This window comes from Flavobacterium sp. ACN2 (genome assembly GCF_002303885.1).
In the GTDB taxonomy this organism is placed as follows: domain Bacteria; phylum Bacteroidota; class Bacteroidia; order Flavobacteriales; family Flavobacteriaceae; genus Flavobacterium.
Map to the genome: position 1 here is coordinate 111450 of NZ_MRCM01000010.1, position 16013 is coordinate 127462.

16 protein-coding genes are annotated in these 16013 nt (G+C 31.5%); all 16 read right to left on the bottom strand.

Features of this window, described 5'->3' with window-relative positions:
- Positions 1 to 56: 56 nt before the first annotated feature.
- A complete protein-coding gene (locus BSF41_RS13835; RefSeq protein ID WP_141248148.1) occupies positions 57 to 743 on the bottom strand; it encodes a hypothetical protein in 687 nt (228 codons plus the stop codon).
- A 2-nt stretch (positions 744 to 745) separates the two neighbouring features.
- On the bottom strand, positions 746 to 1441 hold the full coding sequence (locus BSF41_RS13840) for a hypothetical protein (protein ID WP_095930089.1): 696 nt from the start codon (positions 1439 to 1441) through the stop codon (positions 746 to 748).
- 47 nt (positions 1442 to 1488) lie between these two features.
- Positions 1489 to 2124 (bottom strand): hypothetical protein, encoded by a 636-nt coding sequence (locus BSF41_RS13845; RefSeq protein ID WP_141248149.1) that lies wholly within the window; start codon positions 2122 to 2124, stop codon positions 1489 to 1491.
- A 62-nt stretch (positions 2125 to 2186) separates the two neighbouring features.
- On the bottom strand, positions 2187 to 2678 hold the full coding sequence (locus BSF41_RS13850) for a hypothetical protein (RefSeq protein ID WP_095930091.1): 492 nt from the start codon (positions 2676 to 2678) through the stop codon (positions 2187 to 2189).
- A gap of 97 nt (positions 2679 to 2775) precedes the next feature.
- Positions 2776 to 3534, bottom strand: coding sequence for a hypothetical protein (locus BSF41_RS13855; RefSeq protein ID WP_095930092.1), 759 nt, complete (start codon positions 3532 to 3534; stop codon positions 2776 to 2778).
- Between the two features lie 4 nt (positions 3535 to 3538).
- Complete coding sequence (locus BSF41_RS13860) at positions 3539 to 4252, bottom strand: hypothetical protein (protein WP_095930093.1); 714 nt, start codon at positions 4250 to 4252, stop codon at positions 3539 to 3541.
- A gap of 9 nt (positions 4253 to 4261) precedes the next feature.
- Positions 4262 to 5083, bottom strand: coding sequence for a hypothetical protein (locus tag BSF41_RS13865; protein WP_095930094.1), 822 nt, complete (start codon positions 5081 to 5083; stop codon positions 4262 to 4264).
- Positions 5084 to 5089: 6 nt separating this feature from the next.
- Positions 5090 to 7513: an OmpA family protein gene (locus BSF41_RS13870; RefSeq protein WP_172426908.1), complete on the bottom strand. Its 2424-nt coding sequence runs from the start codon at positions 7511 to 7513 to the stop codon at positions 5090 to 5092.
- Positions 7514 to 7529: 16 nt separating this feature from the next.
- A complete protein-coding gene (locus tag BSF41_RS23765; protein WP_172426909.1) occupies positions 7530 to 7718 on the bottom strand; it encodes a hypothetical protein in 189 nt (62 codons plus the stop codon).
- Positions 7719 to 7739: 21 nt separating this feature from the next.
- Positions 7740 to 8237 carry a DUF4280 domain-containing protein gene (locus BSF41_RS13875; protein ID WP_095930096.1) on the bottom strand — a complete coding sequence of 166 codons (498 nt, stop codon included), beginning with the start codon at positions 8235 to 8237 and terminating at the stop codon, positions 7740 to 7742.
- 10 nt (positions 8238 to 8247) lie between these two features.
- Positions 8248 to 9414, bottom strand: coding sequence for a hypothetical protein (locus BSF41_RS13880; protein WP_095930097.1), 1167 nt, complete (start codon positions 9412 to 9414; stop codon positions 8248 to 8250).
- 231 nt (positions 9415 to 9645) lie between these two features.
- Positions 9646 to 11430: a mechanosensitive ion channel family protein gene (locus BSF41_RS13885; protein WP_095930098.1), complete on the bottom strand. Its 1785-nt coding sequence runs from the start codon at positions 11428 to 11430 to the stop codon at positions 9646 to 9648.
- Between the two features lie 76 nt (positions 11431 to 11506).
- Positions 11507 to 12013 (bottom strand): hypothetical protein, encoded by a 507-nt coding sequence (locus BSF41_RS13890; RefSeq protein ID WP_095930099.1) that lies wholly within the window; start codon positions 12011 to 12013, stop codon positions 11507 to 11509.
- 412 nt (positions 12014 to 12425) lie between these two features.
- Entirely contained in the window at positions 12426 to 13451 is a 1026-nt protein-coding gene (locus BSF41_RS13895) for an NAD(P)-dependent alcohol dehydrogenase (RefSeq protein ID WP_095930100.1), read from the bottom strand.
- Positions 13452 to 13671: 220 nt separating this feature from the next.
- A complete protein-coding gene (locus BSF41_RS13900) occupies positions 13672 to 14274 on the bottom strand; it encodes a murein L,D-transpeptidase catalytic domain-containing protein (RefSeq protein ID WP_172426910.1) in 603 nt (200 codons plus the stop codon).
- Positions 14275 to 14609: 335 nt separating this feature from the next.
- A complete protein-coding gene (locus tag BSF41_RS13905) occupies positions 14610 to 15899 on the bottom strand; it encodes a S28 family serine protease (protein ID WP_095930102.1) in 1290 nt (429 codons plus the stop codon).
- Between the last annotated feature and the right edge of the window lie 114 nt (positions 15900 to 16013).

Below are 16013 nucleotides of genomic sequence, written 5' to 3' on the forward strand. Positions count from 1 at the left end.
AATATAGTTAATACGACGATCATTTGAAAGTGTTGTTTTCCTCATTATTATAATTCTTAAATTCCTTTTAAATAATATTTATTTCCCTTATTGCTTTGTTCTTTTGCAAAAACCGAATAACTGTAATTTTTTACATTTAAATTTTTCTTTTTTCTTTCTTTAAGATAAGCTTCATAATAAGTTGTACTGTTTATATACATTATTAAATTGTCCAGTTGATTATTTAGCACAATTAAATTAACTTCATCAGTTTTTATATTTTGTATTATAGCATTATAACCAATATTAAAAACATAAATTTCATTTTCGTCCTCCCAAACAACATGACGATCAATTTTATCTTTATCATCATAATTAGGTAACCCCAATTTTTTATTAAGAGAATTAAATAATTTTTCACTTTCTTGTTTTGTATAGGTATGAAATTGATATCCTTCTATTTTTTTTGTCTTTTCATTGACTAATAGATTGAGGTAGTTTTTTCCGCTGTAAGTTGCTGAAACATCTTCGTCTATTGAGTTTGATAAATCATTATTATCGTAAGTTAACATTTCAGAATCTTTATACTCATAAGCAGTAAGATTAGGGTCATAGATAAATGGCTGTTTTTTTTGATCTATTTCATTATTGATTAAAGTACTTTTACTTGTTGGTAATTTAATTTGAGCTAAATCTTTTTTCTGTGAGTTGCAACTTTGCATTAAAATGCAAATAATTGTTGATGTGATTATTTTTTTTAACATTATCAAGGTTTTACATAACTTTTTATCTTATAATCATCCCCTTCACTTTCCATGATTTTTGCATATTGATAATACGAAATTTGTTTACTTGTTTTATTTTGTTTGTCGAGATAATCTAGATAATCACCATAATATTGAAAAGGTCCTGCTGAGAATTTATGTCTTCGAATTATTAGATTGTTTTTTTTAAATGCATCAAAATATGACGTGTTTTGTGTTACTCCTCGTAATAAGTAGTAATTCTCCTTATCTTCCCATAATAAAGCATCTGGCTCAATTTCTTTTGGTTCAGATAAAAGTTTATCCACATAAACAGGTTTGCCTATGCTGTTTTTTAAAGTGTTGATTAATTGTTTTATATTTTTATTATAGAACAATATTATATGATAATAATTTAATGTATTATCTTTTTTCGAAAATTCAAAACTTATAGTATTAGTTCCAAATTCTCCCTTTTTATTTCTATATCCACTCAAATCGACTCCGTTAAAATTAAGCACATCTTCCGATTGTGAGCCATAGACATCAAAAAAATTATAATCTATCATAGAACTATTTTCTATATATTCATTAGGAATATCTCCAAAAAAAGTATCGTACTTTTCAGTAAAAGTAATTTTTGCCAAATCTTTTTTTGGCTGATCTTTGTGACAGGATATGAAAAACAATATCATTAAAAGCATACTTGTTTTTTGCATAAGATTTTAATTTTTGCTCTGAATTATCGTTTAAATAATTAGAACATCTAATAGTATATAATTTTGCGGTTTTTTATTTCTGGTAAATTGCTGTCATGATAATAAGTTGTTGTTTTAATTAGACTTCCAACATTATCATATTGATATAATTCTTTACTGGAAATTTTATTTTCATTTTGATTGTTATAACTATGTTTTTCAATTAAATATCCTTTATTGTATATATACTTTTCTCTACCTTGTTCATAAAATTTATTGTCTTCTAAAATTGATATTATAAATTCTTTTAAAAAACCATTTGAATCAAATAATGATTGAATTTTCCTATCGCCAAATTTTCTAATTTCTTCTGATTTTTTACCAGCTGAATTATATCTAAATTCTGTTTCAATTGTTCCAGAATTACTATACTCTATTTGTTTTACTAGTCTTTGCTGATTATCATACTCTTTTTTAACTTTTATCTGTTTCAATTCTTCATCTGTTAATTTAATCCATGGATCGCTACTTTTTATCTTTCCGTTTTTGTCATATTGTATTGTTTCGATAGGATTTCCATTTCTGTCAAAAGTTGTTGTTGAAAAATAATAAAAATTTTCAGTAACTATTTTTTCTTGAATTTCTTTTACATTGCCTTTAATTTTAAATATTTCCTGAATGTTTTTTATATCATCAGGTTTCATTTCTTTCGAAGTGCAACTATGTAGTAAAATGAATAGAACGTGTAATTTGATAACATTTTTCATTAAATAATTAATTCTGAATTATTATCTATAAACTCACTGTAAAAAGATAGCTTAGGAATATCTTTAAAATTATTGACATTTAATTTTATTATTTTTCCAGAGCTATTCCACTGTACTTCTTGCCCAAAATCATTTTTAAAATTGATTTTAAATTTTCCTAATGATTTTGAAATTAAGCCTATATTCTCCTCATAAAAATCGTTCCCTTCAATTTGTAAAGTGTACCCAATAACTTTTCCGTTTTTATAAAAAATAAATGCTTCTTTCCCTTCATAGTTTTCTATTATCAAATCATCTTTTGCAAAGTGGTAATAGCCAAAATTCTTATTTCCTTCTTTATTTAAAAATTCAAATGTATCTAACAAGGAATTTGATTGTCCCAAAATAGTATTCAGGTTTACTTTTTTATTAGAGCAACTTACTAATGAAGGGATAAAGTATAAACCTAATCCTCCTAATCCTGTATTTATTATAAATTTTCGTCTATTCATAAAACTATATTAGATTATACTAAATCCTTTTTCTAAAGTTCTAACATGAAGCTTAACCTCTAACTCGATATTTCTTTCTCCTTCTGCAATATTTCGTTTAAACTGAAGTGCTGACCCCCCCATCAATTCGAAGCAATGAAACTAATTTACCATAACCAAAAATTTCTAATTTCAATTCGTCCGGATTCAAAGGAAGTACTTCTAAGTTTTTATTAAATAAATTTATAATACTATCTCGTATTTCTTGTTTTCTAATCGAATTGAAATAAAATGCTTTAGTTTGTAACTCTTCTTTTTCTCTTGATAGCTCTAGAAATTTAGATGCGTTATGTTCTTTTAAAATAGCATGAAGTTGAGTATAATATTCTATAACTTTTTGTTTCAAAACAGTTTCATCTAGTTTTGTTAAGTCGATAGAATTTTGCCATCCATCTAAGACAAAAGGTAATTCAATCTCAATTTCTGTTTTAATTTCAAAATAAGGGAGACCTTTTAATGGACTCGTAACTTTGTTGTTTCTATCAAATGAAGCTTCAGGTGTACTTAATTGAGGGAAAAAGCTTTGTTTTGTTTCTTTCCAGTTATCAATATCGGATACATTAAAACTGATTTCCATTCCATCATTTTCTGTTAAAGTTTTTTGCCCAAACCTAGGGAATATTTTTCCAACAACGTTGTATTTTCCGCTTTGCAAAACCACATGATTTATAGGAACAGAGCCATCTAATATTCCGTCTTTAGTGTCTTTACCAAGAAAGCTAAATACAGGAACGTCATTAATTAAAACTATTCCTGAACAATTTAGGTTAGGATATAATTCGTAGAAAGGATTATTTATCGTACTTCCTATTGACATTTTTTTACTTTAAATATTCATAAAAAGGAATGTTATCTTTTTGTTCTGGTAAAGGCGGAGGATAGAGTACTCGATCTTTACATGCTTTCTTAGTCATTGGTCTGTAGTTAACACTAAAATTTTCGCTATCCATAATAATATTTACAATGTATAAGACTTTATCTTTATCCCATATAATATCTCTGGGATAAGTGAAATCCTCCTCTACAATTCCTTCTGGTTTATAAAGTTTTGTTTCTTTTGGAAAAAACTTTTGTAATTTTAAATAAATCTCTCGATCAGATTTATTATTTATGGTCGCAGTATCAAAATTGATTTTTGAAGGATTTCCAAGTTTTTTTAATATTTTTCCTAAAAACAAAAACGCATTTTCTTTTGCAAAACGAGCATTGACTTCGGCAATTTCTCCTTTGTAGATGACAATCTTCACATCCCATGTTGAATCAATAGGAATTCCTGAATAGTTGAATTGATTTTTTATTTTATTAATTTCATGGTAGTTGGTTATTATTTCTCCATTATCTATTGTTACAAGTGTATTTTTTCCATCTGTAGTTTTCCATTCATAATGGCCTTTAAGAGTATTGTGTTCAAGATTTTTATTGCTTTCTAAATCATATTGATCAGCTTTGTTTCCTAATTCAACTGTTGATAAATCCAGTGTGTTATTACAGCTATATAATATAATAAGTGCTAAAAAAAGAATTGTTTTTTTCATAATGTGATTTTAAATAATGCTTAATCCTTTTTCAGCATTTCGGACGTGTAATTTAATTTCTAATTCTATGTTGCTCTGTTCTTTAGGATTTGGACTTTTAAATTGAAGAGGTTGAGAGCCGTCTAGTTTCATTAATCTCACTAGTTTTCCATATCCTAAAAACTCTAATTTTAGTTCGTTTTCATTCAAAGGCTCCAATTCAAGGTTTTGATTAAATAATGCTGTAAGCCCTTCTTTAAAACTTTGTCTTCTTTCTTCATTAAAGTAAAAAGCTTGTTCCTGTAATTTCTGTTTTTCTCTTGATAATTCTAAAAACTTACCAGCATTATGCTCTTTAAGCACAGCATGAATTTGTCTGTAGTATTCCAGAACTTTTTCTTTTAAAACATTTTTGTCCAATTTAGATAAATCGACAGAATTTTGCCATCCATCTAAAACAAAAGGTAATTCAACTTCTATTTCTGTAGCTATTTCAAAGTAAGGATAATTAATGTTTTCACTTAAGCCACTCCATGGAGATTCTATTTTAGGATGGAATTTGTATATAGAGGATTTCCATATTTTTGGATCTGCATCAGCGCAATAAAAATCTATAAGCATTGCCTCTTCTTCTGTCAATGTTTTTTGCCCTTTTCTTGGAAACATTTTGCCAACGACTCTGCATTGGCCACTTTGTAATAGAACATGATTTATATCTAATGCACCAAGATAACCTCCATCTTCTGTTTGATTTCCATACCAGTCTATAACTGGAATGTCGTTTACCAAAATTGTACCTGAACAATATATATGAGGGTCAATGGTATATAAGGGTCTTTCTAATTTATTCATTATCTCTTAGTTTATATATTTTTTATCTAATTTTTTGGTTTCGTCAGAAATTATTTTTTCTTCAACTTTGAAACTACTTTTCCACCATGCTACTTCTCCTTCAATTTCAGCAATGAACATGATACCTGAAAATTTTACTACCGGTTCTATGAAAACTCCCTTTTCATCACTATCTATAACAACGTCTCCTCCAAAGTATCCATCTAATTTAGCTTCTGCTTTGAATTTGGCAATTGGTTTTGATTTTTTCCCTTTTATTTTTCCAATTTCAAGTTTCATTTCAAATTTAATTGTTACACCAAATTTGCCTCCAATAACTAACTTTCCAGGACTTCCAATTCCATAAAGGGCACTAATTTTTAAATCTTCAACCATTACAGATAATTCTCCATAAAAAGTTGCTGTAAGAGTGACTTTGCCTCCAAGTTCTTCTATTCGATCTCTAAAACGTTCTATTATTTTTGCGGCTGCAGGATTTCCTGTTCCAACATTTGACGCAAGTGCAATTGCCGAACCTATAATATCAATGATAACTTCTGCACCGATTAAAGGACTGAAACCAAAACCAACTTCCCCTTTTACATCAACAATTGTTGAGTTTTCAGGTCTTTCGAGATACCATTTGGCTACGATAGCAAATTTTGGGTATCTTACATCGAAGGCTACGGGTATTCCAGTTCCTTTAGCTGCGCTTTGTGCAAAATTGACGGCGTTTTGCAACAGATCTGTTGATTTCGCAATAACTTTTGCAATATCTTCTACTTTTTTTTCAAATAATTGAGTGTAGCTTCTTTTATGACGACTATCATCCCATTCGGCAGATAAGCCAACTCCAATTTCAATTGGAATCTCGCCCTGCTTATTCATTAGCCATCTTTTATAGCCTGCCTCTCTTGCTTTTTCTTGATGTTTTGCAAAAATATTACCAGCGGGCATATTTGCGGCTTTATAATTTGAAACATTTACTAAAAACTCTAAAGCTAATTCCCATTTAATATCAGGATAGGCCATAATCTTAACCGTAGAATTTGTATCATTAGAAAAATAACGGCAAGAGTGTACATCAATATTATATTCATTGGCAAAAACTTTCGGCCAAATATATTTTAAAGGAAAAAGATTGAATTGGCTTAAATTGGACTTTATAGGAAAGTCTAATTTATTGGTAACCTGATCGATTGCTTTGTTGTATTCAGGAGAGCTAACTTTAATGTTCTTTGTGTGTTTTCCTTTTTCTCTAAAACAGGCTTTGTTTTGATATTCGGTAATATCAATGGTAATGTTTTTGTCTTGGCTTGGCGCAATAGTTTCATAAACTATCGTTTGGGCATCATGTCCATAATAATCAAACGAAATATCTACACGTCGGTTTTCTTTGTATTCTTTTTCGTCTCTATATTTTAAATTGTCACGGCCTTGTTTATCGTCTGTTGGGTTTACTTCGCCGTGACCAATAGAGGTGATGCGTTTAGCATCTAAACCGCCATCGACAAATAATTTTTTAACAGCATCGCTTCGTTGCTGTGATAATTTTTGGTTATAATTTTCTTTTCCTATTACACAGGCGTGCCCATCGATTTTTATGCTTGAAAATTGGTGTTCCAGTAAAAATTGTAGTGTGTTGTTAAGTACTGTTTTTGCTTCTGCTGTAATGTCATATTTATCGAATTCAAAGAGAATTGACTTTTTGATGGGTTCTCTTTTAGGAACTTTATTTATTAGGTTTTTACCATTGTCGAAGACTAAGGCTTTGACTTTTGTCGTTTTTCCATCTTCTTTTTTGTCTTCAATAATAGTAATGGTTTCAAACTTGCAAGGTTCAAATCGTGTGGCATTTTTATCTGGTTCTCCAGTTTTTAAAGGAGATAAGTTTGTTGGTGGTTTTGCAGTTTGCGAAACAATTTTTTTATTGATTTTTAAAAAACTGGCATGTTTGGTCTCGTTTTGACCATTTGGAATATAATGCTTGATAGCTGGATCAAATATTTTTACATAAAATTCCTCTGTTTCTTTTATACCTTTTATAAGCGGAAACCAAGAAAAAGTATTTTTAATTTCGAGATTTATTTCGCCATCAATTACATCGACACTTGTATATCTGAATAAAGCTGTTTTGCCATCGCCAGAATTTCTAAAAACGTCAACACTTAAATTTAAATTACCATTGAGCCCTTCAGTTTTTAGATTTAAATAAACCGTTTCGCCATAGCTAAATACGTGTTCTTTTCGAACATCTTTTCCATCGTTTGTAGTGCACCATTTGCTGCTTACTATTTTTGCTGGGCAAGAGCCGCTAATCAATAAACCAGTTTGGTTAATCACATCTCTTTTACCAGAAAGACTAGCTTCAAGATAATATTCAAACGGACCGCATAAAGCTTTTGGAAGCTTTATGCCATATCGATTATTGGAAGGTAAAGTTTTTTGCAAAACAATAGTTTTTACTTTACGATCCTGAAAAATCCAAGTTATACTCTTTTTTTTTATCTGTTTCAGGAGTTCCATCGTACCATTGATCAACTTCAAAAAACACATGCTGATCTGGCGCAATAACTACTTTTTTATTCGGAATTGATGAATCTTTTTTTACAATTCCCTGCCCTGTCCACTTTATTCTTTTTATACCCTTTGCCATTATAAAAATATTTTTAATCAATTATGCATCGCTTATTCCTTCATGCTTCGCTTCCTTTGTATACATTTCTCTCACATCCACCATTGGGTTTATAAGATTGTGTACCATAGGATCTGCATTTTTAAAATTCTGTTCGCCAGGTTCTGCAGTTTGTCCGTGATCTGTAATTTCGATACAATCGGGCGCTCCCATCGGGCAGGTTGCTTTGCTGTCTTCCAATAATATTTTGCCTTCATTGCTAAGGGTCACTTTTTCATAAAAACCACTCCATTTGGTGATTGTGGCTTGGCAGACCATAAAACTGTTTCCTACAGGTTGTTTTTTGCATTTGCCAAAGGTATTTTTTTCTAAAGTCTGACCAATTTCTTTCGAGGTAGCCAAAAGCTTTTCTGAACCTTCTTTATCATTTCCAAAATGTTTATTTTGCGATTTGACTTTAATTTTATCTGTTTTAGAAGGATCTTCGCTAAACTTGCATTTGCAAGTGGCGCCTTGTACTACAAAATGTTTTTCGCTCATAGTTTGATTTTTAAAATTGCCACCACTTCTTTTTAGGTTCGACTTCTTCAACAAATAATTGTGGTTCAGGTTTTGCGCTCATTTCTTTTTGATCGTCTTTGTTGGATATGGTGACCGAAAATTTTTGAGGTGTTTCGAATGCTAGATCACAGCTTATAAAAATCACTTCGGGCATATGCTTTTGTGGATTTAGAAAATATTTTGCTCTATAATTTCCTGTAGCTTTTTCTTCGGAATATTCTTTTACGGGCAGGCCTAATTCTTTTTCAAGATCAGTCTTAGTACGCTGGTCATTTAATTGTCCATTAATGTCAATCACTAAAAAATTATCTATGTCTAAGTATTCATCTACTTTTTGCTCAACCTTAAAATTAAGATTGTCGCTTTTAGCCATGAATGGAAATTCTTGCTCTTTTTGAATGCTCAAAGAGGCAGGATATTCAATATGAATTTCGTTGAAAAAGGCATTAAGAAACCAGTCTTTTGAAAGTGAAATATACAAGGAATCGCTGTCTTCTAAATTTCGGTCATAAATAGAGATATATTTTTCGACCAGCTCGCCTTTGTAATATTTTTTGATCTGTTTTTTGGCTTCAATCCAACGTTCTTCAATTTGATTAAAGTTATTAATGTAAACCCATTTTCCAGATTGATCAACGACCACCAATAGTGGATATAAGGCCGCAGAAGCTTTTTCTGCAATTTCATCGGCCATTGTTGAAGTTTGTGTGTCATTTATATAAAGATCTCCAATTCGATCTACTTCAAAAAAAGAATAGCCATCTTCATTTCTAGCTCTCCATCTTACATTGAATTCTTGTTTTATATGATATACATTTGGTCCCTTTTCAATAGAGTAAAGAACGGAGTATGAATTGTTGATGTGCGAATTGTCAAGAGAAAGTTTAAAGGAACCTGAAGTATTGGTTTTTGTTCGGTTTTGTTCTTTTTCTTCATCACTAAATGCAACCTTTTGAGGTTCCAGAATAAGATATTCTAGATGATGAGGAAAATCTGCTTCGATTAAGTCTTTTGTAGATGGAACATATCGGTTATGATAACTTCTGAGAAGATAAGGTTCAACGCCCAAATCTTGAGCGACACTAAGTAGAGTATCTCCTTTTTTAATCTTGTAGGTTAAATAATCTTCATACGAAGATTCTGGAATATAAAGCATTAGGCTGGTAAAATAGTTGGATTCAAATATATGTTTTTTCCTGCAAAATAAATATACTAATAAGAAAAAGTATGAAAATTCCCAATGCCTTGGCATAGAATATATTATAGGAAAAAACCGATTTATTTTTTAATTTAAATATATTTTGAAGACAGGAAAGAGGCAGAAGAATAGTCTTTTCAATATCAATATTAGAAAAAAAAAGCTGTCAATTTTGACAGCCCTTTTATTTTAAAACATAGTATTATCCCGATTTGGATCAAAACTTCCTTTATCTGGATATTTAATGCTATCCTTTAATTCTTCTACTCGTTTTGGATCAAACTTAGGCAATTGCAGTTCGTTATTTTCTTTCCACTTTTTAACGGTTTCGGAAATTTCATCTGCCTTTTCTTTAGAAAAAGGAGTATCACGCGCCATGTATAATGTTTGTGACGGATAAGCTAGAGAAGTACCGCTTTTTTCTATAATATCCATCATTCGCAATAAAAGATCTTCTTGAACTTCTTGTGATGTCTCCACATTTATAGCTTCAATATAAGCTGTAATTTCAACTTTTAAAGCATCGGCTGTAATTCCAGTAAAACGAACTATTGGCGGCGTATTTAAAACCGCTGGATGTGCGTAAAGCAAAGATCTTAATTCAACAAGCAGATATCGCATCTGGTCTGGAGTAGTTTCCATCCTAAAGCCAAAAATCGGATTAAATATAAAACGGTCACGATGGGCATAATTTTCTATTTTACTAGCCGACAACTGCCCATTTGGGATTGTAACAATAGTGCGAGCTGCGGTACGAAGTGTAGTAGAACGCATTCCGATTGCTTCTACAGTTCCTTTTATATCATCAACTCGACAATAATCACCAACACGTAATGGCTGATCGGCAATAAGGCTAACACTACCTACAAAATTTTCTATTGTTTTTTGCGCTCCTAAAGCTAATGCGATCCCTCCGATACCCAGTGCAGCAAGTCCAGCTGTAACATCAACTCCAATAATTCCTAAGATTGCAATAATTCCAATGACCACAATTGCAGCTTTCATGGTACGGCTTAAAAACAATACCGCAGATACCGCAGAAGCTCTACCACTACTGTTCATTCTGCTTCTCGTATACATACTCACGAAGTCGGTCATTCTCCAAAGCAGGATTAGAAAAGCTAAAATCCCGATTGTGATTATGATAATGCTAAATCGCTGGCGAACTATTATCGAAATTCCCATTCGTTGTGTTGATGCGATGAATAAAATCACCGTAAGATACATTTGAACTGGAAGCGTAAAGGCATCTATAATCGCAGTTCCTTTTTCACTATCTGCTTTTTTCCATATCTTTTGAATCAGAAAAATGAGTACGAAAATAAGAAGTCTCGACAATAAATAAGTAACCACTGCCATCACCACTACTACTCCCCAATGACCAATTGGAACATTTCCTAATTTTCTTTCTTTCAGAAACTTGGGTAAAACCCTATCTAAAAAAGTTTTTTCTCCACTAATATCCGCTGCAAGAATTGCTTCTATGGTCTCAGCAGAAAAAAGCCATAAAGCGGGCTCGCTATCATCTGCCTGATTTTCTAAGTAAAGCGGTATATTTATTTTATCTGTAGAAATATTTCCAACCAAATCTATGCCCGTTGTCAAATTATCGTCTAGACGTCCTAATTCTTTATTGCTTAGAATTGATGACGGAGAGAAATTACCTCCCTGATCCAACAGCTGCTGAAAAGTTTTTGCTATTCGTATTCTTTCGGCCGTTTTACGATAAGAACGTTTACTTAACACAAGATACTGGCTCGCACGCAGATAATTCTGATCGCCGATTGCTTTTATGAATCCGTTGACCGTTCCTTGAGGGGTTCTTCTTCCTAAAGAATCGTCAGGAGTTTTTACAGGTTCTTCAGTCGTAGTTTTTGCTCCGCCTAAAAGCTGTGCTTCTAGTTTACAAGGAGTTATAATTAATACTGAAATCACCAGTAAAAAATGAAATAAACGTTTAGTACCTAAAATCATATTTTTTAGCTTTAGTAACTTAGACTATTAAAAATAAGAAATATAGCAGAATAACAACTTGTTTATGTTGCTTTTTTTAAATTTCCACACAAAAACCTTCACTAGATTTCAAAAGGGCTATTCTAGAACTCATTACAAATTCAATTAATCCAAATCCTTTTAATTTTTCAGTCAATTGCTTCATTTCTTCATCTCTTCCAACAGTTTGAAGTATAACATACTCTCTTTCAATTTCAGAAACTTTGAGATCGTTTTCACGAAGCAAACTTTCCATATTCGCGTTAGTAAGAAATACTTCTGTTGCCATTTTAAACAATACCATCTGTTTAGAAACAATTTCATCATTTGAAGAATAATAACATTTAAAAACTTCTATAATCTTCTCTATCTGTGCCGCTAAATTTATAACTGTATCTAAACTTTCATTTACTACAATGGTGTGTCTGTAGATATTCTCTATTTCGCAAATAGATATATTAAGACTCAAAATCTGTATTTGCTTTCTTAAAAACATGCTAGATAATTTAGTGATTAATCGTATCTGATCTTCAGAGTAGATGGTTAGAGTAAATTCGTTTTTCATTTTTAAATTTTTATTTGTACTTCTTTTTTGAATGGGTTACTGAGAAATAAAAAAGCCTTTCACATTTGACTGAGAAAGGCTTTATGAATAGACAATAGAATCCTAACTCGTCATGGAATACGAATAATGATAATTGAAATACTAATGCTATTCTGAATTGAATTTTTCATAATTGCTGTAAACAAAAAAACCTCCCGTTGCGGGGAGGTTTTCTAAATTGTATCTTTTACTTATTTATATAACATCCCTGCACCACTATCTAATGATAATCGCGATAATTGCAGTAATGTTAATTGTGTTTTTCATTTGTTTGATTTGATGAGCAAATATATCGATATTTTTTAATCTGCAAACATTATTATCACAAACAAAAAATCCGTCTCTATTGTGACGGATTTCTCTATTTTGATTTTTAAGGTATTAAAACGGCTCTACCTTTTATTTTTCCTTGTCTCATTCTTTCGTATACTTCGTTGGCATCGTCTAGTTTATGCTTTTCGATTTCTATATGAATTTTCTTTTGCCTTGCCAAACCTACAACTTCCATCAGTTCTGTTCTTGATCCCCAATACGGATTGGTCATACTCACCCCAAAAGGCAATCCGTTCATGCTGTACTGATAATGTCCGCCTCCAAGTCCGACAATGGTAAGATCTCCATCAAGGCTCACTATTTTTGTTCCTAAATCTATTGTAGAAGTTGCTCCAACAAAATCAAGCACTACTTTTGCTTTCTTGATTCCTGTAATTTTCTGAATCTGTTCTGCGGCATCAGCATCTTTAGAATTAATTGTAAAAGCTGCACCTAATTCTTTTGCAAAAGCCAATTTATCTTCGGTAACATCGCAAGCAATAATTTCGGCTCCGCTTATTTCTCTTAATATCTGTAACGCAACGTGGCCTAATCCTCCAACTCCAATTACCACTACATATTCGTCGGCCATTAATTTAGGAAGCGAACGTTTTATAGCAGAATAAGGTGTAAGTGCTGCATCTGTCAATGGAGCAGCAATAACAGGATCTAAGTCAAATATTGGCACTAAAAGTCTAGATGATGGCACCAGCATGTATTCGGACATTCCGCCGTCTAATCCTAATCCGCCGCCATACGCTTGCTCAGATTGATGATCACAATAATTTTCTTTCGATTGCTGACAGGGTTTGCAATGACCGCAACCCCACGGACCATAAACTAAAACGGCATCACCTTTTTTATATCCTTCTACATTTTCGCCAATTTCTTCGATCCATCCAGCATTTTCGTGTCCTAGAGTAAAAACTGTTCCCACAACAGTTCCCTCGTCTATAATATGCAGGTCTGAGTGACAAACACCAGCACCGCCAATTTTTAATAAAACTTCATCACCTTTAGGAACCGGTTTTTCAAGATCATTAACAACACGGACATCTTTGTGTCCAAAAAAACGTACTGCTTTCATAAAATAAACTTTTGATTACTATTTTACTAATTTACGACTTGTATTTCCTATCTACTTTATTAAACGAGTTAAGTTTATCCTAATTTATTGCTAATAATGGGGATTTAAGAGAAAATGCTTCTAATTTGGAAAAGGTGATAATTGATTTAATTTTTAGATTGACGGCATAAAAAAAGAGAGCGTAGGCTCTCTTTTTAATTTATATTTTAATCTCATTTATTTAGTAATAAACAGACAATAAGATTTTAGAATTTGTAGTTTCTATATATTTTGAAAGTCTTGTTAAGAATTCTTGACTAACCATTGGACAGCCGTGGCTATTGATGATATAATATTCTTTTTCATCACATGGTACTTCTTTGTAAGAATGCAATACAATAGCACGTTTCATAGCATTATTATTGGTTTCGTCTAATCCAGCAAGTCTGAAAGCTTTACCAAATATACCTTTATATGGTTTTTCTACTGAGTATCTTCCTAGCGAAGTGCAGTTAGATTCTGGAGAATTGCTAAATTGTAAAATATCTCCTTTTATTCCAGTTTCAGAACCTTTTCCATGGGCTACTAAACCTTGATCCAAAATTTGATTGTTTTCTAGATCGTAAACAAAGAAACGATTTCTTCCTGATTTGATTTTCATATCAACAAGGAAAGCGATTTTATTGCTATACTTGCGATTTGACGCTGTAAAAGACTTAATCTCATTTACATGCTCATTGAGCCTTGCAAATTCGACTTCGTTTAAAATTTCATCTTCGTCCCACATACTTAATGAGGTAAACGAGCTTAAGGAAAATAGCAGTGCCAATAAAAATACTCTCATATCCGGCAAATGTTAAGTTAATAGTTATGACTTGGGGTCAATTGTTAATTTTCAGTTGCAAAATTATACACAAATCTTATACAATTCCCATATCATAAGTTAAAGATATTATAAATATCTGAAAACAACAACATTATATGTTAATTTTCGATTAAAATACCTGATTTAATGTTGAAACGCTACATCTAGTGTTAATATTATTTCTTTTCTGACTTTTATTTTTTTTTTTATTAATAATAGTCCAATAAAATAATTGCTGCCAAGTGAAAAAACTCACTTGACAAAAATTATAGGAAACCGAAAAGCAATAATAAATTAAACTTATTTGCCCGCTTTTAATTAAGCCATTTTGTTAAGGTATCCATAATCAATTTCTGGTCATTTTCGGCAAAATCCTTAACTCTCGTGGAATGGCTTCCTTGTGGAAGTACCATTTTAAGAGCATCAACACCAGGATTAGGAGTTGGTGAACAAGAGAACCAAGTATCATAACCTCCGTAGATATATAAAATATGATCTCCCCTATTTTCCACATATTTGCGTACTTTTTTTATGTATTTTGGATTGTATTTAATGACCACATCTTTCGGTGCAAATCGTGCATTAGAACTACTTTTTACTATTGTCAGCAAATCAGCAACAGGCTCAAGATCAAATCCGTAATAACCTAACTCGCTTAAATGCTGATAATAAGAAGGCAAATAGACAAAAAACATTTTATCATTATAAGTTCTTACTCCAACAATCTTATTCAAATAATCGAATAGATCTTTTGCAGAGGCATTTAAAGATGGTATTTCTTCGCATTTTCCTCCCCACTGCCAAAATGAAAACGGAAATTCCAAAACGGCATATTCTAAGGCTTCGTTCAAAGGAACTTCTGTAAATTGCATTTTTTTCTCTGTAGCATATTCTTGAAAAACAGCTAAAACTGCTTCTCTATTTTTTAAAACAGCTCTCTGAAATGCCGTTATCTTTTCTCTGCATTCTAATGTTCCAACTGTTCTAGTATGATATATTGTTCTTGGATCTTCGCAAGTATTAATTAAAGGAGCGACATAAGGCATGGCAACATCTACATCATTTGGATATTTAGATTTATAAATCAGAGCTGTTTCTCCGCCTTTACTTATTCCGGTTGAAATCCATTTTCCCGAATATATCTTTTTTAATTTCATTACAATATTATGATAATCTTCAATCGCTTGATCGTTAGTTAAATATTTCCATTGAATCGGATTTGGTCTTGATTTTCCATAAAAACGATACTCAACTGCAACTTGATTTGCTTGCAACAAACTACTTACTTCGCTTTTTACATTTTCAGTATTATAACCATGCGTTTCTATTACAGTTGGCCTGTCAAAACCGAGATGAGAAAGATAAATATAATGCTGAAACGTGCCCTCTTCTGGGTGTTTGTGATCTAAAGGCTCATCTAAAATAAGCTGATAGGTTTCGGTATAGTGCTCTAAATTTTCAATTCGAGTTATAATGGCTTTTGGGAATAATTCATTCAGTCTTTGTTGCAGATTTGATGATGTTTCTTGAAGTTCTTGTGCAGCTACTGCAAAATAATTCAAACAAAAAAAGAGCAACGCAGTAAAAAAGGTTTTTGAATTCATTTTAATCTTGTTATTTTGAGTTTCTAAAAGTAAGTGCCCTATTAAGTATAAACCGATACTATATTACCTCGAAAATATAATATTTTATCTAGTTTGCATCAACATAGGATAAAA